Source organism: Nostoc sp. 'Lobaria pulmonaria (5183) cyanobiont', from assembly GCF_002949795.1.
Classification (GTDB): Bacteria; Cyanobacteriota; Cyanobacteriia; order Cyanobacteriales; family Nostocaceae; genus Nostoc.
Window position 1 is genome coordinate 25,500 of the sequence record NZ_CP026695.1, and the last position, 26,373, is coordinate 51,872.

General features: G+C 40.8%; 34 protein-coding genes and 3 pseudogenes. 13 read left to right on the forward strand and 24 right to left on the reverse strand.

The window, feature by feature from the left end:
• Positions 1–3: 3 nt before the first annotated feature.
• The 3 genes from NLP_RS32185 to NLP_RS32195 all read right to left on the reverse strand — a co-directional run bounded on the left by NLP_RS32185 (position 4) and on the right by NLP_RS32195 (position 4,313).
• Positions 4–726 (reverse strand): hypothetical protein, encoded by a 723-nt coding sequence (locus NLP_RS32185; RefSeq protein WP_104910249.1) that lies wholly within the window; start codon positions 724–726, stop codon positions 4–6.
• A gap of 12 nt (positions 727–738) precedes the next feature.
• Positions 739–3,957, reverse strand: a complete 3,219-nt coding sequence (locus NLP_RS32190) for a type ISP restriction/modification enzyme (protein ID WP_104910250.1) — start codon at positions 3,955–3,957, stop codon at positions 739–741.
• A gap of 107 nt (positions 3,958–4,064) precedes the next feature.
• Positions 4,065–4,313 carry a helix-turn-helix domain-containing protein gene (locus tag NLP_RS32195; RefSeq protein WP_104910251.1) on the reverse strand — a complete coding sequence of 83 codons (249 nt, stop codon included), beginning with the start codon at positions 4,311–4,313 and terminating at the stop codon, positions 4,065–4,067.
• A 541-nt stretch (positions 4,314–4,854) separates the two neighbouring features.
• On the opposite strand from NLP_RS32195, the gene NLP_RS32200 reads away from it, so the two are divergent.
• The 4 genes from NLP_RS32200 to NLP_RS35415 all read left to right on the forward strand — a co-directional run bounded on the left by NLP_RS32200 (position 4,855) and on the right by NLP_RS35415 (position 9,014).
• Positions 4,855–5,175, forward strand: a complete 321-nt coding sequence (locus NLP_RS32200; protein WP_104910252.1) for a hypothetical protein — start codon at positions 4,855–4,857, stop codon at positions 5,173–5,175.
• Between the two features lie 109 nt (positions 5,176–5,284).
• A complete protein-coding gene (locus tag NLP_RS32205; RefSeq protein ID WP_104910253.1) occupies positions 5,285–5,605 on the forward strand; it encodes a hypothetical protein in 321 nt (106 codons plus the stop codon).
• Between the two features lie 103 nt (positions 5,606–5,708).
• Positions 5,709–7,814 (forward strand): pentapeptide repeat-containing protein, encoded by a 2,106-nt coding sequence (locus NLP_RS32210; protein ID WP_104910254.1) that lies wholly within the window; start codon positions 5,709–5,711, stop codon positions 7,812–7,814.
• A gap of 9 nt (positions 7,815–7,823) precedes the next feature.
• On the forward strand, positions 7,824–9,014 hold the full coding sequence (locus NLP_RS35415; protein WP_234017409.1) for a formylglycine-generating enzyme family protein: 1,191 nt from the start codon (positions 7,824–7,826) through the stop codon (positions 9,012–9,014).
• Between the two features lie 316 nt (positions 9,015–9,330).
• On the opposite strand, the gene NLP_RS33925 is transcribed toward NLP_RS35415, so the two are convergent.
• A complete protein-coding gene (locus NLP_RS33925; RefSeq protein WP_158680641.1) occupies positions 9,331–9,471 on the reverse strand; it encodes a hypothetical protein in 141 nt (46 codons plus the stop codon).
• Positions 9,472–9,488: 17 nt separating this feature from the next.
• On the opposite strand from NLP_RS33925, the gene NLP_RS32225 reads away from it, so the two are divergent.
• Together NLP_RS32225 and NLP_RS32230 are read left to right on the forward strand one after the other, a co-directional pair.
• Positions 9,489–9,836 (forward strand): hypothetical protein, encoded by a 348-nt coding sequence (locus NLP_RS32225; protein WP_104910256.1) that lies wholly within the window; start codon positions 9,489–9,491, stop codon positions 9,834–9,836.
• A gap of 62 nt (positions 9,837–9,898) precedes the next feature.
• Entirely contained in the window at positions 9,899–10,303 is a 405-nt protein-coding gene (locus NLP_RS32230) for a nuclease A inhibitor family protein (RefSeq protein WP_104910257.1), read from the forward strand.
• A gap of 288 nt (positions 10,304–10,591) precedes the next feature.
• On the opposite strand, the pseudogene NLP_RS32235 reads toward NLP_RS32230, so the two are convergent.
• Positions 10,592–11,509 (reverse strand): annotated as a pseudogene (locus tag NLP_RS32235) (DNA/RNA non-specific endonuclease); the annotation flags it as partial.
• A gap of 250 nt (positions 11,510–11,759) precedes the next feature.
• Here NLP_RS32235 and NLP_RS32240 point away from each other — a divergent pair.
• Both NLP_RS32240 and NLP_RS32245 read left to right on the forward strand, forming a co-directional pair.
• A complete protein-coding gene (locus NLP_RS32240) occupies positions 11,760–12,275 on the forward strand; it encodes a hypothetical protein (protein WP_104910259.1) in 516 nt (171 codons plus the stop codon).
• Positions 12,276–12,333: 58 nt separating this feature from the next.
• Complete coding sequence (locus tag NLP_RS32245) at positions 12,334–13,179, forward strand: tyrosine-type recombinase/integrase (protein ID WP_104910260.1); 846 nt, start codon at positions 12,334–12,336, stop codon at positions 13,177–13,179.
• 16 nt (positions 13,180–13,195) lie between these two features.
• On the opposite strand, the gene NLP_RS32250 is transcribed toward NLP_RS32245, so the two are convergent.
• The 11 genes from NLP_RS32250 to NLP_RS32305 all read right to left on the reverse strand — a co-directional run bounded on the left by NLP_RS32250 (position 13,196) and on the right by NLP_RS32305 (position 19,472).
• A complete protein-coding gene (locus NLP_RS32250) occupies positions 13,196–13,489 on the reverse strand; it encodes a hypothetical protein (protein ID WP_104910261.1) in 294 nt (97 codons plus the stop codon).
• 231 nt (positions 13,490–13,720) lie between these two features.
• The gene (locus NLP_RS32260) at positions 13,721–13,930 is read right to left on the reverse strand and encodes a hypothetical protein (protein WP_104910263.1); all 210 of its coding nucleotides are present in this window, start codon (positions 13,928–13,930) and stop codon (positions 13,721–13,723) included.
• Between the two features lie 82 nt (positions 13,931–14,012).
• Positions 14,013–14,309, reverse strand: coding sequence for a hypothetical protein (locus tag NLP_RS32265; RefSeq protein ID WP_104910264.1), 297 nt, complete (start codon positions 14,307–14,309; stop codon positions 14,013–14,015).
• Positions 14,310–14,410: 101 nt separating this feature from the next.
• Positions 14,411–14,773 carry a hypothetical protein gene (locus NLP_RS32270; protein WP_158680642.1) on the reverse strand — a complete coding sequence of 121 codons (363 nt, stop codon included), beginning with the start codon at positions 14,771–14,773 and terminating at the stop codon, positions 14,411–14,413.
• 445 nt (positions 14,774–15,218) lie between these two features.
• Complete coding sequence (locus NLP_RS32275) at positions 15,219–16,955, reverse strand: hypothetical protein (protein WP_104910266.1); 1,737 nt, start codon at positions 16,953–16,955, stop codon at positions 15,219–15,221.
• A 3-nt stretch (positions 16,956–16,958) separates the two neighbouring features.
• Positions 16,959–17,345, reverse strand: coding sequence for a hypothetical protein (locus NLP_RS32280; RefSeq protein ID WP_104910267.1), 387 nt, complete (start codon positions 17,343–17,345; stop codon positions 16,959–16,961).
• 3 nt (positions 17,346–17,348) lie between these two features.
• Positions 17,349–18,167 (reverse strand): hypothetical protein, encoded by an 819-nt coding sequence (locus NLP_RS32285; RefSeq protein WP_104910268.1) that lies wholly within the window; start codon positions 18,165–18,167, stop codon positions 17,349–17,351.
• An 81-nt stretch (positions 18,168–18,248) separates the two neighbouring features.
• The gene (locus NLP_RS32290) at positions 18,249–18,488 is read right to left on the reverse strand and encodes a hypothetical protein (RefSeq protein WP_158680644.1); all 240 of its coding nucleotides are present in this window, start codon (positions 18,486–18,488) and stop codon (positions 18,249–18,251) included.
• 11 nt (positions 18,489–18,499) lie between these two features.
• On the reverse strand, positions 18,500–18,844 hold the full coding sequence (locus tag NLP_RS32295) for a hypothetical protein (protein ID WP_104910270.1): 345 nt from the start codon (positions 18,842–18,844) through the stop codon (positions 18,500–18,502).
• Entirely contained in the window at positions 18,813–19,175 is a 363-nt protein-coding gene (locus tag NLP_RS32300) for a hypothetical protein (protein ID WP_104910271.1), read from the reverse strand. The genes NLP_RS32295 and NLP_RS32300 overlap by 32 nt, the downstream gene beginning before the upstream one ends.
• A gap of 78 nt (positions 19,176–19,253) precedes the next feature.
• On the reverse strand, positions 19,254–19,472 hold the full coding sequence (locus NLP_RS32305; RefSeq protein ID WP_104910272.1) for a hypothetical protein: 219 nt from the start codon (positions 19,470–19,472) through the stop codon (positions 19,254–19,256).
• 165 nt (positions 19,473–19,637) lie between these two features.
• Here NLP_RS32305 and NLP_RS32310 point away from each other — a divergent pair, with 165 nt between their 5' ends.
• Positions 19,638–19,832: a ribbon-helix-helix domain-containing protein gene (locus NLP_RS32310; protein WP_099102778.1), complete on the forward strand. Its 195-nt coding sequence runs from the start codon at positions 19,638–19,640 to the stop codon at positions 19,830–19,832.
• Between the two features lies 1 nt (position 19,833).
• Positions 19,834–20,415, forward strand: coding sequence for a hypothetical protein (locus tag NLP_RS32315; protein WP_104910273.1), 582 nt, complete (start codon positions 19,834–19,836; stop codon positions 20,413–20,415).
• 996 nt (positions 20,416–21,411) lie between these two features.
• On the opposite strand, the gene NLP_RS32325 is transcribed toward NLP_RS32315, so the two are convergent.
• The 8 genes and pseudogenes from NLP_RS32325 to NLP_RS32355 form a co-directional block, all read right to left on the reverse strand.
• On the reverse strand, positions 21,412–21,663 hold the full coding sequence (locus tag NLP_RS32325) for a hypothetical protein (protein ID WP_104910275.1): 252 nt from the start codon (positions 21,661–21,663) through the stop codon (positions 21,412–21,414).
• A 17-nt stretch (positions 21,664–21,680) separates the two neighbouring features.
• Positions 21,681–21,950, reverse strand: a complete 270-nt coding sequence (locus NLP_RS32330; RefSeq protein ID WP_104910276.1) for a ribbon-helix-helix domain-containing protein — start codon at positions 21,948–21,950, stop codon at positions 21,681–21,683.
• Positions 21,951–22,145: 195 nt separating this feature from the next.
• Positions 22,146–22,283, reverse strand: a complete 138-nt coding sequence (locus NLP_RS33940) for a hypothetical protein (protein WP_158680646.1) — start codon at positions 22,281–22,283, stop codon at positions 22,146–22,148.
• A gap of 314 nt (positions 22,284–22,597) precedes the next feature.
• Positions 22,598–22,993, reverse strand: a complete 396-nt coding sequence (locus NLP_RS32335; RefSeq protein ID WP_234017410.1) for a hypothetical protein — start codon at positions 22,991–22,993, stop codon at positions 22,598–22,600.
• A 211-nt stretch (positions 22,994–23,204) separates the two neighbouring features.
• Positions 23,205–23,582 (reverse strand): annotated as a pseudogene (locus NLP_RS32340) (histidine phosphatase family protein); the annotation flags it as partial.
• A 46-nt stretch (positions 23,583–23,628) separates the two neighbouring features.
• Positions 23,629–23,868 carry a hypothetical protein gene (locus NLP_RS32345; protein ID WP_104910277.1) on the reverse strand — a complete coding sequence of 80 codons (240 nt, stop codon included), beginning with the start codon at positions 23,866–23,868 and terminating at the stop codon, positions 23,629–23,631.
• A gap of 45 nt (positions 23,869–23,913) precedes the next feature.
• Positions 23,914–24,282 carry a CopG family transcriptional regulator gene (locus NLP_RS32350; protein ID WP_104910278.1) on the reverse strand — a complete coding sequence of 123 codons (369 nt, stop codon included), beginning with the start codon at positions 24,280–24,282 and terminating at the stop codon, positions 23,914–23,916.
• Entirely contained in the window at positions 24,279–24,923 is a 645-nt protein-coding gene (locus NLP_RS32355; RefSeq protein ID WP_104910279.1) for an AAA family ATPase, read from the reverse strand. Before NLP_RS32355 ends, NLP_RS32350 begins: the two co-directional genes overlap by 4 nt.
• Before the next feature lie 86 nt (positions 24,924–25,009).
• Between NLP_RS32355 and NLP_RS32360 the strand changes: the two are divergent.
• From NLP_RS32360 to NLP_RS32370, 3 genes and pseudogenes are all read left to right on the forward strand, one after another.
• Positions 25,010–25,199 (forward strand): annotated as a pseudogene (locus NLP_RS32360) (translation initiation factor); the annotation flags it as partial.
• A 214-nt stretch (positions 25,200–25,413) separates the two neighbouring features.
• Positions 25,414–25,647 carry a hypothetical protein gene (locus NLP_RS32365; protein WP_104910280.1) on the forward strand — a complete coding sequence of 78 codons (234 nt, stop codon included), beginning with the start codon at positions 25,414–25,416 and terminating at the stop codon, positions 25,645–25,647.
• Between the two features lie 113 nt (positions 25,648–25,760).
• Entirely contained in the window at positions 25,761–26,369 is a 609-nt protein-coding gene (locus NLP_RS32370; RefSeq protein ID WP_199784909.1) for a hypothetical protein, read from the forward strand.
• Positions 26,370–26,373: the final 4 nt, after the last annotated feature.

Consider the following 26,373-nt stretch of genomic DNA (forward strand, 5'->3'; position numbering starts at 1 on the left):
TTGTCAAATATTGTCAAAGTCTAGGCTAATGTACTCAGGAAAATAAAGTTTATTATTAATTTTGATATTGAAAGCTTCTTCTACCCAATTCTGACAAGCTGTTTTAATTAACTTTCTAGCCTCATCAATAGGCATAGTGTCTTTGATATCTTTATTAGGTATAGCGTGTCTAGCTTCATCTCCAGCTTCAATAGAGAAGTTAGCTGTTCCAGTAAACTTGTTCCAATTTTTTTTCGATGTAATTTGAGCTAATTTTTGTTCACCTAATTTTTTTTTTAAGATTTCATAAATTTTGTATAAATCCATCCATTGTATATTTTTATGACTTCTGCCCATTAATCGGAGAACCTTATGATAGTTATCATGCTCATGTCTTCCTTTCATTAAAATATCAATATGGCTGCGAAATTGAGCATAAAAAGCAATATCTGATTTTTGCTTATAGTAAATATTAGGACGAATAGAACCGGGGATAAATTTCGTAAAAGTTAAGTTCAATAAATAACAAACGCCATTGAATATTACCAACAATTCTTTTGCTTTATCTAAAGCTTCTGATTCTTGTTCTACAGAATTTAATAAACTGGAAGTAAAATAGTAAAAAGGGTGTTCTGAGAGGTTATAATCTACAATTATTCTACCTTCATCACTTCCATAGTTTGGAAATTGAGTGAAAGAATCTAATAAACTACCATTACCATAAATATCCAATAGCCATTTATACATTAAAATCTTCTCCTAATAAATGGGGAAACTAGGAATTGCGTCATCAATTAACTGCATTAACTTAATAGTCTCTTTGAGTGCAATAATTACACGCTGATAATGTTGAATATCATCATCGTTTAGGGTGCGCCCTTTGCGGTCTTTAAGCCATTTTTGGCAGACTTGATAACCACCTACGTAAAAGTTCCAAACTTCTTCTGGTATGCCTGTAAATTTATCTCCTTTTTTGTTGATTATGACAGCACCATTAGTATATTTTGGGTGTCCTGCATCAACTATTTTATTACCACCATTTCCTGTAAATTGCGTGATAATTTTGTTTAATTTAGGTGACTTCATTAAGTGAAGCGCTACTAATTCTTCACCGTATGTTGCTAGTTGGGTGAAGATTTTATTGTCGCTGGTGAGAGGTACGCGGGGAAAGTCGATTTTGAGGAATTCGGCGTAACGGTTGCGGTAGGTGGGAGAGTGGAAGATAGCGTAGATGTAGTAAAAGATTGCTTCTGGAGTGGGGGTGTAGCCGAGGTTTAATTCTATTTTTTTAAGGAAGTATTCAGAAAAGTTAGGGCGTTTTTCTTGTTGAAGTTGTTGGGGTTTATTTGTGTCGGGGTAGAGATAAAGAGGAAATATTGAAGCTGCACCTCTTGAACAAGCAAAACTTCTATCAATAGCTGGAATTTCAGACACAAGTACATGAGAATATGTAACTTTATCTTGCATTTGTCTAATAGCTAGTAAACACAAATTATCTTTACCAGCAACATGATTAATTAACTCGCGTCTAGGACGATCTATTATAGTTGTACTATAATAACAAAAACGCCAATCAAAAGGACGATACAAGCAATTAATTATTTTATCTTCCCATTTATAATCATCTTTAATAACTTGACGGACATCTTTTATTTGCCAATCGTTATTTTCTTGTAAATCATATTTTCTGACATAATCTTGATTAGAAATATTTTCATCTCGGATTTCTACAATACGTTTATAAATTTCTTCTCTTTCAAAATCAATAGCAAAATTATCTCTATGAGTTTGAAAGCCTAAAACATTAACAGGCAGAATATCATTAATTTTAAAATACTGCTCATATTCTGCAAATAAATCTGTATTTTGAGGAATTAATAAATAAAACTCAGATTGTGGTTTTACTTCCTTAAAATTAGTAGTATTAACTGTATTTTCAGCCAATACATTATATTTATATTTCCTTAAACCGTATAAATGAGAATGATTAATATATTTGTCTTTTCCCTTAATAGCTAAAGTAATACTTACGCCTTGTTGAATATCAAAAACATTTTCATCTTTACTTCCATCAAAGTCAGTTTCTTTTTTCTTGCTATTTCCATGCAAATCATAAATATAAATCCCGTCGAAACTATTAATTAAATGCTGACGCATTCCCCTAAAAGTGGGATTATCTAAGAAACCGTGATTACTAATAAAAGCTAAAATACCTTGACCTGATTTATCAATTCGCCATTGTGCAAATCTAATAAATTTAACATAATCATCTTGTAACCATTTAGAATTTTTTTCACCCAATGGTTTCCCATCTACAAAGTAATAATTATTAACTAATTCCTTAATCCAAGGATTATTATTTTCAGAATGCCCCGAATAAGGAGGATTACCAATTACTACCATAATAGGCTCTTGTTTTTTAATTCTAGAACCTGCTCTAGCTTCTTCAGCAATTAACTTTTCCATTTGAGGGATATTCAAAGTTAACTGCTGTGTTTCTTCCCTTGATGTAATATCTTCTAAAGTATTAATTAAATAAATTTCTAATCGGTTACTACTATCAACTTGATACCCAGTCTCTTCTAAAAATAGCCCTATTTTCAAATGTGCGATTGCATAGGGAGACATCAACAACTCAAAACCAAATATTCTAGGTAATAACCGTTGTTTAACATAACCAGACCAAGACTTATCATCTAAGCCGTCTGTGAGTGCTTCTGGTGACTCCTGAAACCGTTGATATATGAGTTTACAAATCCATAATAAAAACGTACCAGTACCACAAGCAGGGTCAAGAATCATCACCTCTGGATCAGCCAAACCCAAAGGTTTATTAAACTTTTCCTTCACTAAAATATCCACAGAACGCACCATGTAAGACACCACAGGCTCAGGTGTATAATAAACACCCCGACGTTCTCGCATTTGTGGTTTATATGCTGCTAAGAAATCTTCATAGAACCGAATAATAATATCTTCCTGTCCAATCTTCTTCTCAAAATCCGACAAAATTGCATCCATCTTGGTGGCGCGGAGAATACCAAAGATATCTGCGATCGCACCTATCAACTCATCCCCCAATTCTTCAGCTTTCCGCTCAGATACATCTTTAAACAGCTTGCGGAGAAATGGGTTAGTTTCTGGTAACTGATGCCAAGCTGATTCGCGGTCAAAATGCGTTTCCTTCTCGCGTCCCTCGCGCTTATCCTTTACATAGCTGAATACCTTTGCTGTAAACAGTGCATAAGCAATGGTTTGGGCGTAGATATCGGCAAAACTGTAATCCTTCTCATTATCTGAAGTCAATTGCAGTGTGGGCAGTAGCTCCCGTTGAAAACTCTTCAATAGGTTGTGTAAATACCCATCAGCTTTTTCTTTTTTATAGACCGAAGGAATTGCCTGCTCAATTCGACGGGCTGCTTCAGCCAACAACTGCGCTAGTTCCTTCGCCGTCTTAATCGGTTCATAGAAAACCCACTCCACTAAGGGAACCGAACTTAGCCCCTTAGCAGCAATCGGCAGTTCCCCTTGTTTTAAACGCTTTAATCGTGCTATTAGTTGCGGTTCATTCCAATCAAAAGTCTGGATTTGCCGTTGGCGTAGTCCACCTTCACTTGGCAGCACTAACGGCACTCGACCTGTAGCTTCTTTAGTTGGCAGAAGCAAATACATCACTGGTTGCTGTTCAGCAACTCGATTTGTGTAATGCCCATAAATTTCTTGTTGCTGTTCTTTTGATGTCAAAAATCTTTTGATTTCTTGGTCTGTTGCCCCTGATAGTTCCTCATAAAAGCCAACAGCAATTGGGCAAGTCTCCTCAGCTTCTGATTCATCCGTACCAGGACGCAAATACCAAAACCGAGAACCTTGAGGGTCACGCTCTTTCACCGGATATCCTAACATCTGCCGCAGCGCTTCAAGACGATTTATATCTGTACCACCTATCACATCCTGCAACTGTTCTTTGGTGAAAACCATTTGTGTTCCTCGTGAATCTCTAATTGCCACGTCAAATCTGCGTAGGCATAGCCCGCCGCAGGCATCGCACCCAAAAGCGATCGCTCATACCAAAACTGAGCAAACAACTAATTCGGTAAATACTTAACCAACAAATCCTGCCCCTGAGCGCCCATCTCTTCCAACATCCCCTCAATCTTCTCCATCGCTAGCGGCGACGGTTTAGAGCGTCCATTTTCCCAACGATTAATCGTGGTATAAGTAACGCCTAGAGTGGCTGCATACTGTTCTTGCGTTAGCCCAGCCAAAAGCCGCAAATCACGAATGATCTGCCCCACCTCTGGCTGGTTGATAGCCAAGGGTTTTTTGATAGTCATTTAATGAAAGAAACTTTACCTTCTAGCTTAAGTAGCTGATGCTATATTATTTGTTACATATTAACCATGCGAAATTTCCGCTTCCATCAGTGAATACGCGCAATTTGTGTTTTTATAGTAAAATTTCTTGCTTTAATGAAGGCAAGTTTTTTAAGTGATGTTGAACTTGAATTCTTAGAGGAAAAGTTGCTAGGGGAGTGCGATCGCTTTCCCGTTTTCCTCTAAGAATAGGAGCGATCGCCTTTATAGAATTCTTAGAGGAAAAATTAAACGAGGTAGAGGAGCGTAGTTTACCGCCGCAGGCATCGCTCTAGGAGTGAAAATCAGCTTTATTGATTCAGTTGTTGTAAAGCGATTTTGAAGAGTCAGCGATCGCCCAAAGCATCCACTGATTCAGTTGCTACTATGGGCAGATATACAGAAATCCTTATACTGAACCTGAAACATCCTCTTCTTTTCGTGGAAGAAACATCAACCACATCAAAAGCCCCCTTCAGAGGGGCTTTTTTATGGCGGTGACAGCAGCGATCGCCCCTGCGTGATGAAAGATTCAAGCGAACGCGAGTGGCGTCTCGTAGAGAAGAAATGTAGCAGACAGGCGCTCGTTCTGGCATCTGTGCAGAATTCAAGCGAGTCAAAATTGCTTTTGGTGCGATCGCTCTTTTCCTCTAAGAAAATGCCTGCGCCAGACTTAAGAGCGAAAATAAGTGTGCTTGAAAGCGTTGAGTTTACGGAATTGCTTGTGGTATATCTGTATCTAAAAACAAATTTAGATGCTGCCACCTACTATGTCCCAGGACTTTCCGGTCAAAATCGTCGTGGTTTCTGCTTTACAGAGTGTGCAAAACTTTTGTTGTGTTAGATATATCACAACTGAGATTTGACCAATGCCATTCTAAAAGGTGTAATGTAATCTTTTGGCAAGTAAACACGGAAATGCGTACTTCACTATTTAATACACAATCAATTTTATGAGCGAAGAATTACAAGTCTCCGAATGGGATAATTTCACTCCTGAACAGAAGCACTTGTTGCAAGTTTGGATTCAATCACTTCAAGAAGCTCAAGTGGCTAGTATAGAGTTAATCAAATCCTTTAAGGATAAAGAAACTACCTCTGAAGCAATAACTACATTAAATGCTGTATCATTTCCTCGAACTCTTCCGCTTCCTGAAAGTCCTCCAGAAGTTGCTTGTGATGTACTACTAGTGATATGTAAAGCAAAATGTAGGTTCAATTCTAATAGTCAACAATGTCTTGATGATTGTATGAAAAATAGTAATTGTAGATAGCTGATTTGAATAAATTTCCAATTTTTTGCCACTTCACATCGTTTGTAATCTTCTTTTTTGAGGATAGGAGTGGCAATCAGAAAAATGTTAAGTATATAAATAAATGTTTAAAGATTTTTCTGGACAGAATCTTTGTGGAAAGTCTTTTAAAGGTGAAAACCTTACTGGTGCTAATTTTAAGGGTGCTGATATTCGAGGTGCAAGCTTTACAAAAGCTATCTTAAAAGAAGCAAACTTTAGTTATATAAATTCTGGTTTACAATCGATTACAATATTTTATTTAGTTGTATTTTCACTAGTTTTAGTAGCTTTAGCAGGAATTATTGCAGGACTAAGTGGTATTTTTGCATTTTATTTTACTTTGCATCTTAAAACCATAGATATTGTTGATTTTGTATCTAATACATTTATTTTATTTTCTTTATCAATTTTTATTGTAATTACTTTATGGAAGGATTTTATATATGGTTTAGTTTTAGGATTATTAGTACTAGTTCCAAGTTTGCTGATTGGTTTGGCTTTAATTGGACATATTACTGCAATTAGCCAAGCATTTTTTGTTGGCATAGGAGCATTATCTTTAATTGCCACTAGTCTTGCAGCTATAGCTTTGGCTCATACTGTAATTATAATGATACTTAACTCTGTACCTATAGCTATATTTGGAAGTTTCATAGTGGCTATAGTTTCAGCAGCAACTTTACATATAACAGAATCAACTCCGACTGCTGCCATTATTTCTGTGTTAGGAAGTTACATTGCTTGGCAAGCATCAAAAGGCGGTGAAAAATTTACCTGGATTCAAAAAATTGCTGTTGCCGCAGCCGCTACAGGTGGCACAAGTTTTCGGGGTGCAGACTTAACTGATGCTAATTTCACTCAAGCCAAACTAAAAAGTACAGATTTCCGAGGTGCTATTCTTATCCGCACCTGCTTTCACCAAGTAAAGATGCTTGACCGTGTTCGTCCTGGCACAACTTACCTGCAAAAAGCACAAGCGCGTCAGGTGTTAGTTACAGGTCAGGGGCAAGAGAAGAATTTTGACCGTGAAGATTTACGAGGGGTAAATTTTCAAGGAGCGAATTTGGTAGATGCAAGTTTTATTGGTACTAACCTAAGTCAAGCTAATTTACAAGACGCAGATTTATCAAGGGCGAAATTAATACAGACCCAACTTGACGGCACAGAGTTTACAGGTGCTACTCTCACCGGAGCCTTCATTGAAGATTGGGGCATTACCACTGATACCAAATTTGATGGGGTTAGGTGTGAATACGTGTATATGCGACTCCCCACAAAAGAGAATCCTGACCCACTTCGCAAACCTGATAATAACAAAGAGGTATTTGCTGATGGGGAGTTCGGTGATTTTATTAAACCAATTTTTGACACACTCGACCTGTACCATAACCAAGGTGTTGACCCAAGAGCGATCGCAATTTCCTTTAAGCAGTTAGCAGAGAATCACCCTGATGCTGACCTCCGAATTGTAGGAATGGAAGTGCGGGGTGAGGATAAATTTCTACTCCGTGCCAAAACCATACCACAAGCTGATAAGTCTGAACTGAGTGCAGAATATTTTGATACTTATAATGAGATAAAAGGTTTGCCGGAGCGAGAGATTAAATTATTACTAGAAGAAAAAGATAATCAAATTCTCAGATTAGAGAATATGGTAATGACGGCGTTAGAGCGCCCTAGCTTTTATTCAAACGTAGAACAGGTAGGTTTTATGACTAACAACCCAGGTGGATTTTCAGTTGGTGGTTCAGTTGGCGGCAACGTCAACAACGTTCAAGGTGATAACAACCGAGCAGTTCAAGGGGACAATAATCAGGCTGTCCTTGGTGACAATAATCAAGTAACTCAACAAAATCAAGTGGGCGCAGATACCGGAGAATCGCTCACTAAAGAGGATGTTGTCAAGTTACTGGCAGAACTTGAAACTTTAATTCAAGGCGCAGAACTCCCAGCCAACACTAAAGAAGAAGTAATTGAAGACTTGAGTGCAGCGAAGAAAGCAACGGATAAAGAAGAACCAAATAAGCAACGAGCATTAGAGCGTTTGGGAACTGTGGCAGAAACACTTGATAAAACGAGTAAGGGTGTGGAAGCTGGTCAGAAAATCTGGACAACAGCCAAGCCGATTATTGTAAAGATCGCAACTTGGTTAGGTGCTGCGGCTGGTTCTCATCTATTGGGATTGTAGAACGCATTTATGAGTCAGTCACCTCATAACTCTGATGCACAACAGCCTGATGCAAATTCAACGCAGCAGGCTGATAGTTTTGCACCTCAAAATTTAGTGCAGGGGAATCAAAACCGAGTAGTTCAAGGTAATGATAACCGGGTTGTGCAAGGTGATAATAACACAGTAATTCAAGGTAATAACAATACACAGAATATCATTATCACCAAGAATTATTATTCTGAAGCAGTTAGTAACGCTTTTGTAAAACCTGTCCAAGAGACTAAAAAAACTTTACAAAATCAACGATATGATTTAAATGCGAAACCAGAGAAAGAAGTCATAACACGACCTAAGTTTAAGCCCAGTCTCCAAAAGTATCGGTTTGAATATGCAGAAGTCGTTAAGCCTTCTAAACTATTTGGATTGGTAAGAAAACCAATCATCAACTCTCACAGAAAGGAAGCTAAGTATTTTCTTGAAGATTTAGGTGGGGGAGTGGAATTAGAAATGATTGCTATCCCTGATGGAAAATTTTTTATGGGATCATCTGAAGAAAAAAATGCAAGTAGCTCAGAATTTCCTCAACATCTGGTATCTGTTAATTCCTTCTTTATTGGGAAACACCCCATTACTCAAAAACAATGGAAAGCTGTAGCTTGCTTACCACAGATCAATCACCCCTTAGTAGTTGATTGTTCTAAATTCAAGGGAGACAGCTATCCCGTAGAACAAGTTTGCTGGGATGATGCTGTTGAATTCTGCGATCGCCTGTCCCAAAAGACAAATCGGGACTACCGATTGCCTAGTGAAGCTGAATGGGAATATGCCTGTCGTGCTGGAACTACAACTTTATTCCACTTTGGAGACATTATTACTTCTGAGTTGGTAAACTATCAAGATTCTAAAGATTCTAAATCTTCAAGAGAATTTTTTCATAATCAAACTACTCCTGTTGATAACTTTAAGTTTCCAAATCTCTTAGGGTTATATGATATGCACGGGTTAGTTTGGGAATGGTGCATGGATCACTGGCATGATAACTACAAGAGAGCGCCCAATGATGGGAAAGCATGGGTCAACAATAGAGATAACCAATTTCGTGTAATTAGAGGAGGTTCTTGGGCTGATATTCCAGTAAATTGCCGTTCCGCATCTCGCAAAAAAGCTCGAATTGATGAACAAGGAAATTACCTTGGTTTTCGAGTAGTTTGTTGTTAAATCAATGTTCGGTATAAATCAAGCCAACTAAAGCAATTTGACGTTTAATAATGTTTTATTTATCTAATATAAAAAATGAACCCACCTAATCTTATCCCATTGATAATCGTTTTAATTATTGCTGGAATAATTTGGTTTATAACTAAGAAGAAAGAAGAGGAAAAAACTACACCTGTTCGTTCCCACAAAAGAACGATAACTGTCAAAGGGTATTCTAGAAGCAAACCCAAACCTAAACCCAAGAGCAAAAATCGTCGTAGCGGTAAACGATGAAACAATGAAAATTGCACACTTTCTCTACCATTGCCCCCATTACTCATGCCTCTAACTCCGCTGTAAACTCATCCAACGCTTTGACTACTGCCTCTAAAGTAATGTTATGAAAATTCCCAACAGCGATCGCCCCCAGAAAATTCTTAGAGGAAAAGCCAGCTTCAAGAGCGATCGCTTGTGACAAAGCAGTACACTGGTACTATGAAAATCCCAGAGTGCGATCGCTGTCTCCTCTACTCACACAATCCCCACCTTTTCTGTGCAGTTCACCCAGCAGGGCCACAGGGGGATAGTTGTTTGGACTTTCGACTTGATCCCAACGCCCAAGCAGAGGAACTATGGGAACCGGAGGGGGCCACTTATTACAACGGCGAACTAATTTTGCAACCGCAACAGCGATTGACGCAACAGCAACAGCAAGAACTTCTAGATACCCATCCTATGTTTACAGGTAGATGCCCCCGGTGCAATGCTGAGTTTGACCGCGACTGGTCAGCACGGGTGCATTGGGATTGCTCGGAATGTGGTTGGATGGATGATACGGTATAGGGCTTGTTGCAGCTTTTGGGATAATACAAGAGTGAGGTGCGATTGCCCTATGATGATGGCTTATGACTAAAACTAATTCAGAAATTATTGACCAACTTCATACAGCAGCGAATGGTTTACTCATGATGAGTGAGTCTGAGTACCCGTTTGAAGTTTTTTTGTGGGAAGGTGTTGCACCTGCGACACCCCAAAAAGTTGTACAGCAAACAAATCATCCACAAAATACGCCCGTTGAAATTGTGGGAGTTGACGATTTTTTTCAAGTGGCAACGACAGCAGAAGATTGGCATGAGGAAGAAGAGAAAGCAACCGTAAAACGATTTCAAACTCTTGTACAGACACTTAAAGAAAACCTGAGTAATTTGCAGGTGTATTGCCTGGGCAATAAAGAGATTGATACTTATATTGTTGGTGAAACCCCGGCGGGTAATTTAGCAGGACTTTCTACTAAAGTTGTGGAAACCTAGCAGTAGCTATTTCTCACAGCCAATGCCGTCTTTATTCTTATCAAGTTTATGTGGGTCGTTTGGCAGTACTTTGAAGTTTTTATAAGGAATATCCCCGCAGTTTAAATCAGGTGGTGAAGGTTTGATACAAACATCAGGATATGCTGGGTCACAATTACTTTCAGACTGTGATTGATTTGATTCTATAGTTCCTGTCTGTTTAAGGGTTTTATCTGGAATTGTTTTACTTGGTACAAAAGTATTAATAGGTGTGTTTGTCACTCTTGGGCGTGGTGAACTGACCACCACATCATCAATTTTTGACTCAATACTTTCTTGAATGTTTGGAGAAACATTAGAAAGAAAATCATAACCTGTCAAATTTTCGAGTTGGTCAACACTGACTTTGTAACTTCTCCAGTCATTGTTGATTTCTTGTTCATTCGGTACGTTAACCGCAATGACACGAGTATTAGCGGTAATACCGTTAAGCTCAGAGCCGGGATTATCTAGTACGACAACGATTTTCCAAGTTGATTTGGGAACTGTCACCTTACTCTTAAGCGGCTGTCCTTGACTGCCAAAAGGGCCTGCAATGATGTAAAGTTCTTTACCTTGGCTTACCAGTTCTCGACAATAATCTTCTAAATTTCCCCAAGTGTTCCGGTTGTTGTCTGGTGTCTGGGGCATCATGTTGCTCATGAGGAAAGTGTCGCTGTTATCTTCAACTGACCTAGTACGGTCTGCTGAGGGTGTAACATGACCTTTGTCATAACCTGAACCACTGTATATAGTTGGAGTTACCCGTAAAAAGTTTGTAGGTAAAGTGTCATCAGGTCTAAAATTATTTTGTCTGTCAGCAGTTCCTAGCCATGACTTGTTAAGCTGCCAAGCTACCCAGTTGGGAGTTCCCTTGCTGTTGTTGTAGGAAAGTGCATATTGATTTTTTACCATTAGATAATTATCTGGATTCGTGACAGTTGCGATCGCACCACTAGGATTGCCTAGCAACAAGTGGGGGCTTATTGAAGGCTTGGCAGGTGTTGTCTGTTGTGGTTTTTGTGTCGTCGGTGACTGAGTTGGAGTTGGTAATAAGGTTTGACTTGGTGAAGAAGAACAGCCAACCAGTAAAGTAATGACCACAGTAGCAGCCCATGCCCGAAGGCGATTCCTGTTCAGGCTAAAACTAATAATTTTCAAATAAAACCTCCTTACAGCTACAAGCATTTCCCTAATATCAAATATCACCGCGCAATGCCCACAATTCGTAAATATTACAGTTCTCAACAACTAGGCTGGCTTGGTCGAAAAGTACATTGTTCACAAGCGATAGCGTAGCGTTAGCGAGTATTCGAGCGTCTGCCTGCGGCGGGCTACGCCTACGCCCTATTGCTCAAGTTTCCTCTAAGAAAATAGCGTAGGCGTAGACATCACTTTGGCTCTACAATCAGTTCATTGCTATCAAATCTGATATCAAATGACTGACCACAAGACCCCACCAAGCGAAATGATTCGCGTGCCTACTGCCTTAATTCCAGTAGTACGCCAACTATCCCAACTGCACAGAGAGGGGCATACAATTGCCTTGCTGCAAGGATTAGAGGAATTGCTCTCTAGGTTTGATAGCAATCTTGATATCGATGTTGCCCCAAGCAGTAAATCAGTTTTGCAGATGGAGAAGAAGCTGGAAACCAAACTAGAGGCTATCTCTGGGCAGTTGGAAAAATTGTCACGAGCTATTTCATCAAACAGATACAACAGTCAACCCAAACAAAGAAGACAAGCTAACCCATACCAACTTTCCCCAGTTGAACTGCTTGCATTGCCCCCTGAAAACCTAGCACCGCGACTAGGTTTAAGTCCGTCGAGCCTCGCACCGGAACGAGAAAAACTCACTACCAAAGAATTTATCAGTTGGACTCGTAACCGTGACCCCAGAGGCATAGGTTGGGAATGGAATGCAAAAGATGGGCTGTACCATCCGGTGAAATAATTTCAACTGTCCCCTAACTTGGGGTTTAATGAGGAAGCATTCAACATAAGAATGGGCAATGTTGAATACTCCCGCTACGCTCACTAACACCGAACTCATCGACCTTTGGCTGCACGGTAAAAGCAAAAACACCGTTGACGGCTACCGTCGCTATGCCGAGCGGTTTTTTTCTCATGTCAACAAGCACCTCTCGGATTGCACCCTCATGGATTTTCAATTGTGGGTGATGACACTCGGTAGTTCTGACAACAGCAAGCGGGTAGCAGTGGGAGCAATAAAGAGTCTATTTTCCTTTGCTAAACAGTTGGGGGTGGTATCGGCTAACTTGGGAGTGTTAATCAAGTCACCCAAGGCGAAAAATCGATTGGCAGAGCGAATTCTTACTACTGAGGAAGTACAATTACTGATAAATTCCACGACAAATGGACGCGATCGCACTCTGGTTCGTTTACTTTACTTTGCGGGTTTACGGGTATCGGAACTATGTGGCTTAAAGTGGCGCGACCTCAAAGCCCGTGGTGATGGTGGACAAATCACGGTATTCGGTAAGGGTGATAAAACGAGAACTGTATTAGTGGGTGCTGGTATCTGGCGGGACATTAATGAGTTAAAGGGTTACGCCAAACATGATGACCCAGTGTTTGTTTCGCTTAAAGGCGGTCATCTGTGCCGCAGTATGGTTTTTCATATTGTGAAAAATGCTGCTACTCGTGCAGGCATTGAGGGGAATGTTAGCCCTCACTGGCTTAGACACAGCCACGCTTCCCACAGTCTCGACCGGGGAGCGCCGATACATTTGTTACAGAAAACGCTGGGGCATAGTTCCGTTGCTATCACGGAAATGTATCTCCATGCTAGACCCACTGATAGCAGCGCTTTGTATTTGCCAGATGATGATGAGTGATAGGAGGGCGATCGCTCTACCTTGCTCTGACTAAACGTAACTGTTTCATTATGTAAAATGGCTGTACTAATACAACCATCCAATCATCACCAGGAACTTCATCAAGCTCTTTGTAAAATCTGATTTCGTCTGCCTCTGTCCAAGCCTCCACTATTTCTAAGTTGTTGTGATAGAAAGCGTGTGCGACTTGTCCCAAATTTAACTCATCCTTGGTTATATAAACCCAAGCGTGAATTTGCTCTCTATAAGGTTTTAATCTTTTGCGGTCTGCTGGATCGGCGAGTTTCTCAAAATGTAGTATTGTAGTCATATATTCTTAGAGAAAAGTGGGAGCGATCGCCATTAATTTAATTATGATCAATATTATTAATATCTTCTTCCCAAATGATGAATCCTCTATTTTCCATTTCTTGAAAACACTCCTCCTCCAATAAACAGAGGGTATCATCTGGTAGGAGTTTCAGCAACATTTTAAGTATTTTTTTCATATTCTTAGAGGATAAGAGAGCGATCGCTTTTCCCTTAACGATCGCACTAAGCACTAATCATTAACCAAAAAATGGTTATCTGATTTAGAGAAAATCAACTTGCAACCAAATTCAACTACATAAACTTTTGTTAGTTCAAATTTCTCTGCTCTTTCATCAAAAAGACAAGTCACTGTCTTGACTTCTTGAGTACCAGAATTACAATACTTAAATGTTGCAGTAATAGTTCTAATGTTAGTTGGTTTATCTTCACCTTCAAACATAATTTATTCCTATTTTCTTAGAGGATAGGTGCGTAGTTTACCGCCATAGGCATCTCTACGAGAGGCTGCGCCAACGCCCCATTTATAACTGTATCTTGGCTTCATTATCTTCATCGCCTGAATACCATGCTTTAAAATCATAGCCATCTATGGTTTTTTGATAGTCATATTCCATATCTAAAGCTTCAGCCGCTTCAATAAACTGTTCTAGTGTGCCATCATGCCAGCTAATATACTCACTGCCTATCGCCTCAATAATTGCCTTAGCTGCATAGCCCTGCTGGATAGATATCAGTTGGCTTTGATGCTGCCAAGTTTGACAGATGCGGCAGCTATAACCCCAGTCATATTTTAAATCTTTGTAATGATGAGTTTTCATTTCACAATTACGGCAGTATAGGAATTTTGATAGGTCTAATGCAGTTGTCATAAAAAAGGAAATTGAACGCTAGTTATATTTTTCCCAATTGAACAAGAGTTTTATTCAATTTTATTTGACTTCCTAGCTTCATTTGCTAAAGCTATACTCTGTGCTGCCGCCCCCGTTATAAAGCCAATTGGAGCAACAGCGATCGCTACGCTGGGCTTAAACCAAATAGTTATCAGGCATGAAAACCCACCACACATTAAACCAGTGGCGACAATTAATCCTCTTACTAACTTACGGTTTTGTTCTATTGAATCGAATTGAACACTCTCCACTAGCAAGGATTGGTTAGCTAGCCGTTGCACTATGGTTTTAATATCTTCTTCTGCAACTTTTTCAAGTCTACTAATTGCTTCTCTGTCCTTAGCAACCGGACTAGTTGCCAAAATTGTTAATGCTTCAGATAAATCAATCATTTTATGTTTTTCTTCCTTTTTTGGAATAACGAAATTAGAAATCTGCCCACCCGTAAAACTATTACCCAAAACCAAAACTTGAATCTTAAGCGCCAAGCTAGTCTTACAACATTGTGGTTATTCAAACCACCCAATTGCTTCCAGACTTTTATGTAGTGAACACTGTCTGGGCGATCGCTGCGTCCATAGCTATTGTGGTGACAGTTTTCACAGAGCGGAAACGCATCGTAGCCAATAATTTCTCGTCCAGACACTGTTAGTCTGGGACTGTGAAACAAAAACATTCCCAAGATTCGCCTTATGTGACTGCGCTTATATTTAACATGATGTACAACTACTGCCCTACCGTGCATGGGGTTGCAAGTGCAAAAGGGCATTAAACGTAATCCTCTTTTACAAGTCAGTCGCCAGTTGTCGGCGTACTCGAATGTCGTTTTTTGCACTACTAGCCTTCCTCGTCTTTTAACATCGCTGACAACTCGCCATTGTCAAAGTTATCAATCAGCCAACGAAATAACGTTTTCCCGTGAACGGTGTACGACCGCGTGGGATGTTGTTTGTTTTCACCGCACTTTAAAACAGTTCTGATAATCTCTCGCTGAGTCACCCCATCATTTACTAAATTGCGAATGTCATTGAACAAAGTTTCTGCTGTTGCGTCTGGATAAAATTCGCTGACTTTGCGAATTGTCCAAACGAAGTTGATATCAGCTTTATCTGCACTGTTATACAAACGTTCGTACTCTCTGTACTCCTCCCTCATATCCGAAACAATGCCAAGAATAAATTCTCCGGTGTCTGCGTTCGAGGACAAAATCATTGGGCGCTGTTCTTGCACAGACAAAGTTTTAGCCTGTGGAAAAACATCCCTTATGCGCTCTCGCTCTTTAGAATCAGCGATGACGTGTTGATTAGCGATCGCTTGGCTAATAATTTCGTAATTACCTTGATTTTTCTTGGTGTTTCTAAATGCTTGATACATCAGGATTACACCTGCACGTCCACCTTTGGAAGACAGGAATTTTAAGTCTTCAATGTTACTTGATTGTGTTCCAACATAAGCAGCAACATCAAGCTCTCGACCATTAAAAATAATCTCTGCCATCCCAGCATTGAAAGCATCGCCCAAAGTGATTTTCTGAAAAGCTCCAGACTCTTCAGGATAGCGGACAATTTTTTTACTCAGCGACGAACTCAACAGCTTCTGCTGTGACATAAAATCGTCCAAGATTAAAATTACTGGAGAATCTTGACAGTATTCTTCTCTCTCTGATTTGGGAAGCGCTGCCCGTTTGCGTAGTTCTGTGATAACTTCTAACAATATTTCATAACAAACATTAGAATCCGCGTTTAACCGCCCGACTTTTGCACCAGAAAAACCATCATTCTTCATAGCGATCGCAAACAATCGAACTCTGTCCCCAAACCGCTTTTTCTTGCGACCGACAACAACGCCAAGAGAAACAGATTTACCTGCTCCCGGTGTCCCCAGAAAAATCAGACTTTGGCTGGTATCTACCAAACCGTCTATTGCTCTTGAACCAGCTGCAACAAATGAACTCAATGCGTTACTGTTTACTACTATGGGTGAACTGTCCTGAATAGGATCAGGTGAATCCTGATCAGATGTAGTAGTCGCAGGCGTTAAGGTTGTAGTAGTTTCAACAGTCTGAGTCTCAATTTGGACAGATGGTTTCTCAGCCAAAATCTGCTCTGCTAATTCAGGGTTATTTTCCAGCAGCAGCATGGCATACCCATCAAGTAGCTGCTGCTCAAAATCCTTAAATCGAATATCCGATGACAAAACCAGCTTCTTCTCTTCCTCGTCGGCTAAAATCGCCTGTCGCTTTTCCTCTAAGAAAGCGTCGGTTTCTTCTTGTTTTGCGATCGCAGCCAGCCCTTCAACTTCCAGCCCGGAAATAACGTAGCCCCCAGCCAAGAGCGCCATCGCTACTAATCCCAGTGACAGCCGCATTTTGCCATTCCCTGCTAAGACAATTGCATCCTGCGCTGTCTTGGGAGGTGCAACATCAACAGAAATCGCAACTCTGGTACAGGGGTTTGTTGCTGCATCACAATAAGCTAATCGGGAATTGAAGTAGCCCGACAAGCTGCCGATAGCTGCGATCGCTCCACAAATAAAAAGCCCCGCACAAGCGGGAGCATAAAGTTTGTGTAGCATATATTACTTCAAGAAAACTAAGAACAATATCATTGCTACCAGCACCCCTAAACCAACAAAACCAACTTGCCATGTTGGAAGAATCCAGTAACCCAGAGTAATCGGGTTGCTCAACGCCATAAACAGCACATCCCAGAAAGCAGCGATCGAGAGCGCCATTGCTAACCCGCTCAAACGCCGAAGCATTAAGGTTTCTTGCGTTGCGTCGTCGGGTGGAATTAAGAGAAGCCAACCGGCGATCGACAACTTCAAAGCAATGTAAATAATCCACCCTCCCACCAGCAGGCGGGAGAAATGGGCAGCGCTCACACCGAGCGAAAACCAAAAGCCGTATGCACTACCAAAATGCACAAGTCGAACCATTTTGAGGCGCTTTGAAACCTTTGCCATTGCCTACTTACCTGACAAGAATTCAAAAACTGAATTGGCTGCTGTTCCATTTTTCATCCCATTTTCAGAAACAGCAGCCGATTTTGTTGGAGCAAACGCCTTCGGGCTGGTCGTCCCATATTGCATCAGCCGCCGCAATCGCGCCCTCGTGTCCAGAACTGCAACCATTTCTACAGGTTTTTCATTCGGTTCGGTTTCAGATTTAGCTATCTCCTTCTCCTTGTCAGCTTTGAGTTTTTTAGCAGCTCGCTTCAAAGCCGCCTGTAGTTTGTGTTCTTGAAGGTCAACATAATTCTCAACTTCATTGTCAATTTGAGCTACAGCCGTGCTGCTATCGGCTGCGAGTTTCTTTTGATCTCCCAAATAGCCTTTATGAGCAATGAAGATATCAAGAACCGACTGATCAACTTTTTTGATACCAAAAACACCTTCTTTAACGCAGCGATTCACAAATTCGTGATACTTCACCACTCCTTCGATATAACTGCGAAGGTTCTGCTCAATTGCAGGCAGATTGTCAAGAAGGATGTTTAGCTGATCTAGCTGATCGGCCATCTGAGCTACTTGGTTAGGTGTCATTCCTGGCAACTCTGCCAGAAAGTCTCCAATTCCGAAATAGCTATTCAGCAATCCTTTCATTTCAGGCGCTGAATCAAAGGATTTAATCAGGGGAGCGACTGACGGCGCAATCGGTGCATTTGCTCTGTCAGCAAAGCTTTTCGAGTTGTCAGAAGCGTCAGGTGCTGACGAACTTCGGGCATTTTCGTTGTGCTTGACCAGTGCATTCCTAAAAGCTGAAGCAAAGCTGTTGGATTTGTCCATTTTCACCTCCTTAACAAAACGCCCTTTATCAGCCCTTCTGACTCTGCTTTCTGGCGCTCAAGTTGAGCGCTACAGGCAGCATTATCTAATTCCTTGTTTTGAATTTCCTGCTTCAATCGGGCGTTGTCCGTCCAGAGAAAGACGATCATTGCTGCGATCGCTATCATTCCGAACAGGTCGAACAGGCTGAACTGTTGTTTCTCCGCCATTGCCCCCAACCCAAAAACTACTCATTACATAGGCAGAAAATCCCCCCCCGATAATCCCTAAAACAACCAAAACCCAAAGCACAACGTCAACGAACTTGGTAATTTTTTTCATATAAAACAACATCAGGATGCTTTGGGCTTGTCGGCTGGCGCTAGGGCTTTGAGCGGTTTCTTGTGCCACTCTGTCAGTTGCTTTACTTGCTCCCCCAAAGCGCTCAAAGTCCCGGCTTCAAAGGATTTGAACATTGCCGGAGCAATTTTCCCCATATCTCCACCAGCGATACGAGTTAGTACTAACTGCATAATCCGAGCGCCACGTAGGTCAACAATGCTGTCTGCAACGGCTATGTCAAAGCTCTCAAACTGATCATCCATCTGAAATCCGGCTTCTTGTCCTGTTTCTTCAGAGCGAGTCTCAGGAGACTTGGCAGCACCTTTAGCGGCTTGTTGTGCAGTTTTGTAGCTCATAAATCTCCTCCATTGTTTGGTGAATTAATCTAACGGCTGTATCGTACTGGTACTTTTTGACCAGTTTTCTAAATTCAAAAAGCACCTCAATAGAGCTTCTTTTAAAGCTTTCATCTTGAGGGATAAAATTAAATCCAAGTGGTCTAACTTTCATTGGCACAAGACATAACAAGTCTCTCCTCAGCGTGCTGTCTGCCCCTCCATAAAACTCTTGAACTACAGCTTTTCTTGGAAGTTCAGCGATTGCCTTGGGAAGTACGTTATCTAGCCTTTTTAAAGCCCATTCTGTTTTGTAAATGTCAGACCATGATCTGCTCATGGTTGTGTTCATGAATTGCTCACAATCTGCTCACGTCTCTACAATAAAAAACCCGCGCTTGGCGGGCAATAACTAAAGTAAATTAGTAACTTAAAAAATTAAAGGCGGTGGTGCTTCAATACCTGCATTTTTAAGAACGTCTAGCAGCTGAATCACTCTGACAGCCAACTCTCTAGGTTGTGTTTTGTTTGTGTTCCACTGTGAGACAACCTTTGGACTTGTACCTAACGCGATCGCTGCCTGTGCCTGACTTGGATAACTTGCGATCGCATTAAGCACGTATTCCCTTTTTTCCTGCTCTGGACTCATAATGTTAATTGCCTCCAAGACTATTTGGATGGAACTGCCTACGGGTGGGAGCGATCGCGTCTTTGCCGGGGCGATCGCTTTAACTTTTGTGATTTTATCACTATAGCCTCAGATTTGGGGCAAAAATAGAGTAATAAGCGGTAGTTGTGCTGTATCTTAAAATTAATGGCCAAAATAGACGTAACGATCCCAGATGACCTTAAAGAGATGCTACAGGAATTGGCGGATGATACTGGACAGTCGTTATCAGCAGTCGCGGCAGACTGCATAAAACTAGGAATTTTAGACTTCATTGAATCTCGTACCAAGATGGAAGTTTATAGAAAACTCCGCCGCCAAAATCAACAGAAGGGAGAATAATATGCCTATACCTAAGACTATCGAGCAATTGCAACAGTTTCTAGAAACTCATGAGGATTTTGGTAAAATCAACGGTCAGGAAGTAGTCTCAGTTCGAGAAGATATAACAGAACTACGTAATATTTTTGTTCTAAAAGACACTTACTATAAAGCAGTTCTTAGAGGAACAGTCTTAACCTATTCCAAATCTCAAATAGCGGAATCTGCGCTGACTCTGTTTTTAACAGATGAATCAATTTATGGTAGGCAAATTGTCCCCAAACCAGCAGATTCCGGCTGGTACAATACTGAATATCCTGCCCTTGTGCCAGCTAATACTTATGAATTAGCTTGTTCTAGAGCAAGAGAAATCGGTTTTAGTGAATCAGATTTACTGACCTATGCTTTAAATTTATTTGTAAATAATCCTGGAATAAACCAAATTTATGATGCTTACATTGAAAATTTATGCAAACAGAACAATGTCAAAGCTGACTATGTTGAGTTGAAAATCCTGGGATGGCTGAAGTATCAAGCTAGGAAGAAAAGGCTTGAGCTATCATTAGCTGCTGGCGAGTTTGTCGATCGCGCTAAGTTGCCATAATCATTTTCTTAGAGGATAAAAGCGATCGCTCTTTTGGGGTGCGATCGCTTTACTAACAATGGGAATCTCAACTAAATATGAGAAAATCAAAAAGACGACTAAAACCCGGCGACCAAGTAGAATTTACTTCTCATGATGAGAAGTGCAAGCCATTCAAACAAACAGGAATCGTAAAGGTCTATCTGTATCCAGACTTTCATCCAAACGGATACATTGAGATTGTTGACGATAACGGAGACACGATCCTTTATGGGAATGCAGGCGACAATATTCAAAAATCAAAGTGAAAAGGCGATCTAGTTGGACTGCGATCGCATCTGCACTTAACTAAAATGTACACTTCAGAACAACGTCACCAACGAGAATTGGAATTTGTTGTTAAACTTGCAGCCTATGAGAAGAAAGGAAGTTGACCCTTCCACAATTCACTTAGCATCTGAAACTTTATCCTTGGGTAAAGCGTTGGCTAGAGCTATCAAGAAAGTTACTTGATGTAGTAGAACAGGCAATTTCTTAGAGGAAAAGGGCGATCGCGGTTTGGGGGTGCGATCGCTTTTATTTAAGTTAAGTATCTTTAGACAAGCCGCTCCTCCATTTTTAGAGGAAAGTAAAATAAGAAAATCAAAAAGGCGATCCGAGGTACGATAATCTTTATGTTTGAGTAAGCACGCTCACACCCATTACTAATACATCAGCGCCACAAGTCAACAAGGAAATTGTAGAAGTGATCTGTCTTCATTTTAGTCAAACTGGAAGCTTTTATCTGAGCAAGTAACCTACATAACCAGCTAAGAATAACTTTGAAAACTCATAGAGTATTGTCCTAGCTGATGGATCTATCACTGATAGAGAAGCTACAGTAATGAAGGTTGCTGCAAATACATAGACCAGAATCTGTTCCTTACTCATATAAACCTCATGAAGTTAGTTCTGAAAGCCTGAAACGACAAAGTTTTCTTAATACACGTATGACTTTTAAAAATAGACTTTACTCAATTATTTTTCTTTCAGCTTCTTGTAATGCGTAGCCTTGACAGGTATATGTCCATTTTGCCCATCAACAGATTGAGTAATTTTATAGTTTGCCAAAAATTTCTTCTTAGGAATTGGAGTTTTTTTTATATCTATTGATTTTGGTTTTTTCTCTTCTTTGTTAACATCTGGAACCCTTGAAAAAAGAAAATATGCCAAAGCCTTCGGCAAAAACTTTTTTAAGATTGAGATAAAAGCTATTAGTGGAAAGTTCATATACATTTGCTCCTCTTTTAACCACGAGATATCTCAATCTTAATTAGTTCATCGCCATCTGGACTCTCAAAATAAACTGCTCCCCCTTTATTCATGTGTTCACGAATTAGCTCATCTACTTTGATAGCCTGCTCGATTGCTTCACTGAAAGAAATTCCCGTTTCCTTTGCGTATTTTTTCAGTTTTTCTAATTCTGGCTTTGGAAGAGAAATTGTAGTTTTTGCTACACTTGGACGACCTACTTGGATACTTTGAATCTTGCTGGAATCTGGTTGCTTTTCTTTCATTTTTTCAATTATTGAACTCCAAACCTTACATTTATATTCTTCACCAAAGATTCTAAAATTGACTCTGCTTTAAGAAGTACATTTTTAGAATCTTTAGATAACCTGCCGTAAAAGATGAATATTCATACCACTAAAAGTATTATACATCATCCATCACCAAGGTACCACCATCACAGGCTGAGTCAAGTATTGCGGTTATGCGATCGCTCCTTCCCATCCTCTAAGAATCATCGGAGCATCATGATTGAGCAACAGCCACAGCAGTTCCTCGCTCGAAAATTTCAGGCGATCTAGGGGGGTGCGATCGCCACTATTTTTAGAGGAACATGACAAAAAATCTGCTCATGAGTGCGATGAGCAGGCTTGAAAGTAAGATGTATAGGCGATGCCTACGGCGGCAAGCTACGCACAAACACTACAAAGGGAGTGAGGGAAGCGATCGAGCTGATCGCCTTTGCTTTTGAGTCTAGAAAAAGTGATTCTTCCAGAACAGCACCAGAACCACAAGCTGGATCAAAGAGTCAGGGGAGGGAAGAGATCAGTTTCTTAGAGGAAAAGGCGACCCAGTGCGTAGTTTACCGCCGTAGGCATCGCCTTTATTTGTTGAGAGCGATCGCAGTCCAACTAGATCGCCTGTCTCCAACTTCTCACTTCAATCCAAACTGTTCTTTACTCTTGAGCTTATCGTTTTCAAAAACAGCAGTGATTGTAGAACCATCAGGATTTTCCCAGACAAAGGTTGCTATGGTTGCAGAGCGGCTAACCTCAATACCTGGGTTCAAGATTGACCGCACATCTGTTAAGGACATCCCTGTTTTTAACTGTTCGTACTCTGCGCGACCAAAGCGACGTGGTTCAGACTGAGCAGATTGTTTATGCTGCTGAGACTGAGCAGATTGTTCATGCTGCTGAGGATGAAAAGCAGTTTGAACAGAACCATACAAAAGACCTGAACCAAGCATGACCTGCACTGAAAGAGCAACATTCATCAGTGAGCGCAAGAGAGTATTATTAGATTGGGTGGGGTTAGTTCTATTAACCATTTAATTAACCTCATTGAGTAGATTTTTTGGTGCTAGTTTGGTGGCCGCCAGACTAGCTTTAACTGTCATATCAGTTTGTAATGGGTACATATTAGGCTTTTGCAGTTTCAGCAAATTCAGTAACCTCCTTATTCTTGTTGATATGCAAAGGCTATTTATCAAGATATACTCAACCTAGCAGAAGCCATGAACGCAAATCCCTATCAGAGGTTTAAGCAAATCGAATAACTTCTTCTATGTGGGTTAAATGGGAAGTATCTCCCGTTAGTTCTAATAACCATTCTGGTTCCTGGCGTACCACTTTTACCAAAGAACACAAAGAAGCTTTAACTTCTGTTTTGGCAATTTCCCCTACTAACCCCATTGCTGCGCCCAACACAGATGCACCATGTGCCACTAGCAGGATATCCTCTGGGAAGAACTCAGTAGCTAAACATCTCGCAGTTTGCCCAGAACGTTCTCGTACTTTTTCGTGAGTTTCAGGAAATTTGGCGGCAATGCGCGAAGTATAGCTGGTATCAATTCTAGGGAATAACTTTGCTAATGCTTGAGTTGAGAGTCTTTCCGGTTCTTCTGTCATCCAAACTGGATAAGGTTTTTTACACTTTTTAGCTGCTGGCTTATGATGAAACTGTTTAAGTGAAAGCATTATTATTTCCTTTTTTGTGTTTTATGTAAACTGCTAGTTTGGTGGCCGCCAGACTAGCTTTAACTGTCATACCAGCTTGTAACTCGTAAAAAGTAGGCAATGTAGGTTTTCTGACAACAATATTAAAACCAACACAAATTTTATCAAGGTCAATGGCTTGGCTTAAATATGCTGGTATTGCAGTAAAAAATAGGCGATCGCAGTCATTACAACCGGATCGCCCCATAAATTTTATTTACTTAAATACTGCATTACTGCATCAATTACTGCATTACTCTTCTACATCCTTAAGTGCTTCATCCAGTAAAAGCCGCACAATCTCAACCTTTTTCCTGCTTGTCTTAGCTGCTAGCACAGATAACTTACGGTGCATTGATTCAGGCAAATCAACAGTTAGTCTGATTGTTGGCTCTTTAGAAGGTTGTTGAAGTTGAGACATGAGATTAAACTTAGCTGGTTGCGGGGCGGATATAGGTGATATAGGTAATATAGGTTGCTGCTCTAGTATTGGCTGAGTCTCGCTTTGAGTATCTGAGTCTACAGTCTCCTGGTTTGGTAAATTCTCCCGCAGCGCTGATTCACCATAAACAAACTCATGAGCAAGGGCATCATCTAGGGGCTTTCGCTTTTTGGCAGTCATTTCACCATCCCCAGAATTTCCTTAAATAACCGTTCATACTCCCGCGCTGACTCTGCCGCTTGACGACCAGGTAAGTCCCAAATTGTTGCAGCTTGACCAAAAGTATCTGCGATCGCTTGTTTTTGGTGAATCACAGTTTTTAACACCGTCGCTTCTTTGGATTTAGATAATAGTGCGATCGCTTCACCCAGTAATTTTGTACCTTTCACAGCACGACTGATGAATATAGCGGCTTGGGGCGCACCACCGCGAACAGACTGAGCTTGTCTGATTAACCTAACAGCGTCACTCGCTGACTGCAAATCTAACCCTGTGGGCTGACAGGGAACTACAGCTAGATCGGCTCTAAATAATATTGCTCTGCTGGCTTCAGACAAACCGGCTGGGCCATCCACTATTAGATGGTCACATTGCGCTGCTAACTCTGGAATTTGCTCTAAGAGTTCATCGGGTGATTGCAGTACAGTTGTGGGAATCGTGTTTTCCTCCATCGAAGACAGCCAAATCGAGCTGCTACGTTGAGCGTCGGCATCTAAAAGCTGGACTTTGTGAGCTTTGCGGGATAACCAGCACGCTAGATGAACGGCAGAGGTAGATTTTGAGCAGCCCCCTTTTTGATTGACAAGGGCAATTACTGTCATACTGCATTACTGCATTAATTACTGCATTCAGTATACACTGTATTACACAGGATATTGCTCATTAACAATGATTACGTTCATAACCTGCCATCACAGAAAGACCAATTCCAGAACTCCCTGCACAACAGCAAAATCTCAAAGTACAAAAGCAAAACCGTTACTGTGATTAACGATTTTCAAGCCAAACCAGAAACCTTAGCAAATTTGGTAAAACAGTTGAAAACCCAATATGGTATGGGTAGAGGCACAGTACTAAGTTACAAAGCCAAAATTAGAATGGTTAATGAGTGCGGTTTACCGTATCTTGGACGGTGAGATAACTCACATAAGGAATGTAATAGTAGAAGTAGGAACCTTTGAGCAAACACGTATTACTAGTACGTATGCTCAAAGGCTCTTCCAAATTCTGACTGCAATCAGAATGAGGGTGTTGTATCAAATAAGTTTTTGCTCTTTCGCCGCAGTCTTTTAAGATTGCGCTAATTCCATAATGGCACAATCTCGTAGGTCTAGGTTTTCCATATCAGCTGATCTTGCAATTCCCCAAGCGGCTGTTGTTGCAATGCTTAGTTTCTTGTTTGGTGCAGGTTCTGTTTATGGCGTTATTCGCACTGAACAACGCCAGCATCAGTCAATTAATCAAAATCAGTCGATTGAACAGCAGTGTCAAGTTTTACCGCCAACCCAACAAATTCCTACACTACGTAGAGATACGAAGGACTAGTTAAGCGTCACAGTCTGGTGAAACTTCACAATACAACCCGTAATTTCACCAGACTGTATGCCCTACTGTATGCCTGACAATAGAATGAAAAACTGGCATACAATCCGCTCTTTATGGCAGACACTCAACCCGATATCATCCAAGCTGACGGCGAAGATTCTCAAAAAGAAGAGAATTTTTCTAAAATTTCTATATTAGATTTGCAGAAAAAATATGAGATTGGGCGCGATCCACTGTACGCCCGGATGCGCTACCTACAAATCAAGACTTGGAAAGTGTCGGGTAAAGCCTACTTGTACGCTGACCAGATAGCCCAGATGGACGCACTACACGACCACATCAAAACTACTGGACGGATGGAAGGCTACCCAGTGCCGGAACCATCTGGGCCAGTTGAAGAGGAGCAACCAACGTCTAGTACTCTGGCAGTAGCAGAAACTCAGCAGCTATCCACTACATCTAACTACGCACCCAAGCAGAAGCGATCGCAATCCTCGCAAGTAGACGACACCGCGGCCATCGTGCAATCTGCTCAGAACAAAGCAGCTGGTACACTCATTGCAGAAAACATACTAGCCAGACACTTCATTGAGAACCCAGAGTTACTGCCAGACAACCTCAAAGAGCAAATCAAGCAATCGGGGGAAATGCCAAGCATTGACCCTTTCGCCTACGCAGACTCATTGATCAGTGCCGCAATGGCTTCTATCAGCGCGGCTTGAAGTT

What these genes read in the sequence shown, in the direction of transcription:
- NLP_RS32245 (WP_104910260.1), top strand. Translation starts at nt 12,334, where the DNA reads ATGTTGAATACTCCCGCTACGCTCACTAACACCGAACTCATCGACCTT.
- NLP_RS32225 (WP_104910256.1), top strand. Translation starts at nt 9,489, where the DNA reads ATGAAAATCCCAGAGTGCGATCGCTGTCTCCTCTACTCACACAATCCC.
- NLP_RS32335 (WP_234017410.1), bottom strand. Translation starts at nt 22,993, where the DNA reads ATGGTTAATAGAACTAACCCCACCCAATCTAATAATACTCTCTTGCGC.
- NLP_RS32370 (WP_199784909.1), top strand. Translation starts at nt 25,761, where the DNA reads ATGGCAGACACTCAACCCGATATCATCCAAGCTGACGGCGAAGATTCT.
- NLP_RS32260 (WP_104910263.1), bottom strand. Translation starts at nt 13,930, where the DNA reads ATGTTTGAAGGTGAAGATAAACCAACTAACATTAGAACTATTACTGCA.
- NLP_RS35415 (WP_234017409.1), top strand. Translation starts at nt 7,824, where the DNA reads ATGAGTCAGTCACCTCATAACTCTGATGCACAACAGCCTGATGCAAAT.
- NLP_RS32315 (WP_104910273.1), top strand. Translation starts at nt 19,834, where the DNA reads ATGCCTATACCTAAGACTATCGAGCAATTGCAACAGTTTCTAGAAACT.
- NLP_RS32250 (WP_104910261.1), bottom strand. Translation starts at nt 13,489, where the DNA reads ATGACTACAATACTACATTTTGAGAAACTCGCCGATCCAGCAGACCGC.
- NLP_RS32295 (WP_104910270.1), bottom strand. Translation starts at nt 18,844, where the DNA reads ATGAGCTACAAAACTGCACAACAAGCCGCTAAAGGTGCTGCCAAGTCT.
- NLP_RS32290 (WP_158680644.1), bottom strand. Translation starts at nt 18,488, where the DNA reads ATGAAAAAAATTACCAAGTTCGTTGACGTTGTGCTTTGGGTTTTGGTT.
- NLP_RS32265 (WP_104910264.1), bottom strand. Translation starts at nt 14,309, where the DNA reads ATGAAAACTCATCATTACAAAGATTTAAAATATGACTGGGGTTATAGC.
- NLP_RS32345 (WP_104910277.1), bottom strand. Translation starts at nt 23,868, where the DNA reads ATGGGGCGATCCGGTTGTAATGACTGCGATCGCCTATTTTTTACTGCA.
- NLP_RS32200 (WP_104910252.1), top strand. Translation starts at nt 4,855, where the DNA reads ATGAAAGATTCAAGCGAACGCGAGTGGCGTCTCGTAGAGAAGAAATGT.
- NLP_RS32325 (WP_104910275.1), bottom strand. Translation starts at nt 21,663, where the DNA reads ATGAACTTTCCACTAATAGCTTTTATCTCAATCTTAAAAAAGTTTTTG.
- NLP_RS32300 (WP_104910271.1), bottom strand. Translation starts at nt 19,175, where the DNA reads ATGAACACAACCATGAGCAGATCATGGTCTGACATTTACAAAACAGAA.
- NLP_RS32350 (WP_104910278.1), bottom strand. Translation starts at nt 24,282, where the DNA reads ATGACTGCCAAAAAGCGAAAGCCCCTAGATGATGCCCTTGCTCATGAG.
- NLP_RS32270 (WP_158680642.1), bottom strand. Translation starts at nt 14,773, where the DNA reads ATGATTGATTTATCTGAAGCATTAACAATTTTGGCAACTAGTCCGGTT.
- NLP_RS32230 (WP_104910257.1), top strand. Translation starts at nt 9,899, where the DNA reads ATGACTAAAACTAATTCAGAAATTATTGACCAACTTCATACAGCAGCG.
- NLP_RS32240 (WP_104910259.1), top strand. Translation starts at nt 11,760, where the DNA reads ATGACTGACCACAAGACCCCACCAAGCGAAATGATTCGCGTGCCTACT.
- NLP_RS32190 (WP_104910250.1), bottom strand. Translation starts at nt 3,957, where the DNA reads ATGGTTTTCACCAAAGAACAGTTGCAGGATGTGATAGGTGGTACAGAT.
- NLP_RS32330 (WP_104910276.1), bottom strand. Translation starts at nt 21,950, where the DNA reads ATGAAAGAAAAGCAACCAGATTCCAGCAAGATTCAAAGTATCCAAGTA.
- NLP_RS32355 (WP_104910279.1), bottom strand. Translation starts at nt 24,923, where the DNA reads ATGACAGTAATTGCCCTTGTCAATCAAAAAGGGGGCTGCTCAAAATCT.
- NLP_RS32195 (WP_104910251.1), bottom strand. Translation starts at nt 4,313, where the DNA reads ATGACTATCAAAAAACCCTTGGCTATCAACCAGCCAGAGGTGGGGCAG.
- NLP_RS32285 (WP_104910268.1), bottom strand. Translation starts at nt 18,167, where the DNA reads ATGGACAAATCCAACAGCTTTGCTTCAGCTTTTAGGAATGCACTGGTC.
- NLP_RS32185 (WP_104910249.1), bottom strand. Translation starts at nt 726, where the DNA reads ATGTATAAATGGCTATTGGATATTTATGGTAATGGTAGTTTATTAGAT.
- NLP_RS32275 (WP_104910266.1), bottom strand. Translation starts at nt 16,955, where the DNA reads ATGCTACACAAACTTTATGCTCCCGCTTGTGCGGGGCTTTTTATTTGT.
- NLP_RS32210 (WP_104910254.1), top strand. Translation starts at nt 5,709, where the DNA reads ATGTTTAAAGATTTTTCTGGACAGAATCTTTGTGGAAAGTCTTTTAAA.
- NLP_RS32305 (WP_104910272.1), bottom strand. Translation starts at nt 19,472, where the DNA reads ATGAGTCCAGAGCAGGAAAAAAGGGAATACGTGCTTAATGCGATCGCA.
- NLP_RS32310 (WP_099102778.1), top strand. Translation starts at nt 19,638, where the DNA reads ATGGCCAAAATAGACGTAACGATCCCAGATGACCTTAAAGAGATGCTA.
- NLP_RS32205 (WP_104910253.1), top strand. Translation starts at nt 5,285, where the DNA reads ATGAGCGAAGAATTACAAGTCTCCGAATGGGATAATTTCACTCCTGAA.
- NLP_RS32280 (WP_104910267.1), bottom strand. Translation starts at nt 17,345, where the DNA reads ATGGCAAAGGTTTCAAAGCGCCTCAAAATGGTTCGACTTGTGCATTTT.
- NLP_RS32365 (WP_104910280.1), top strand. Translation starts at nt 25,414, where the DNA reads ATGGCACAATCTCGTAGGTCTAGGTTTTCCATATCAGCTGATCTTGCA.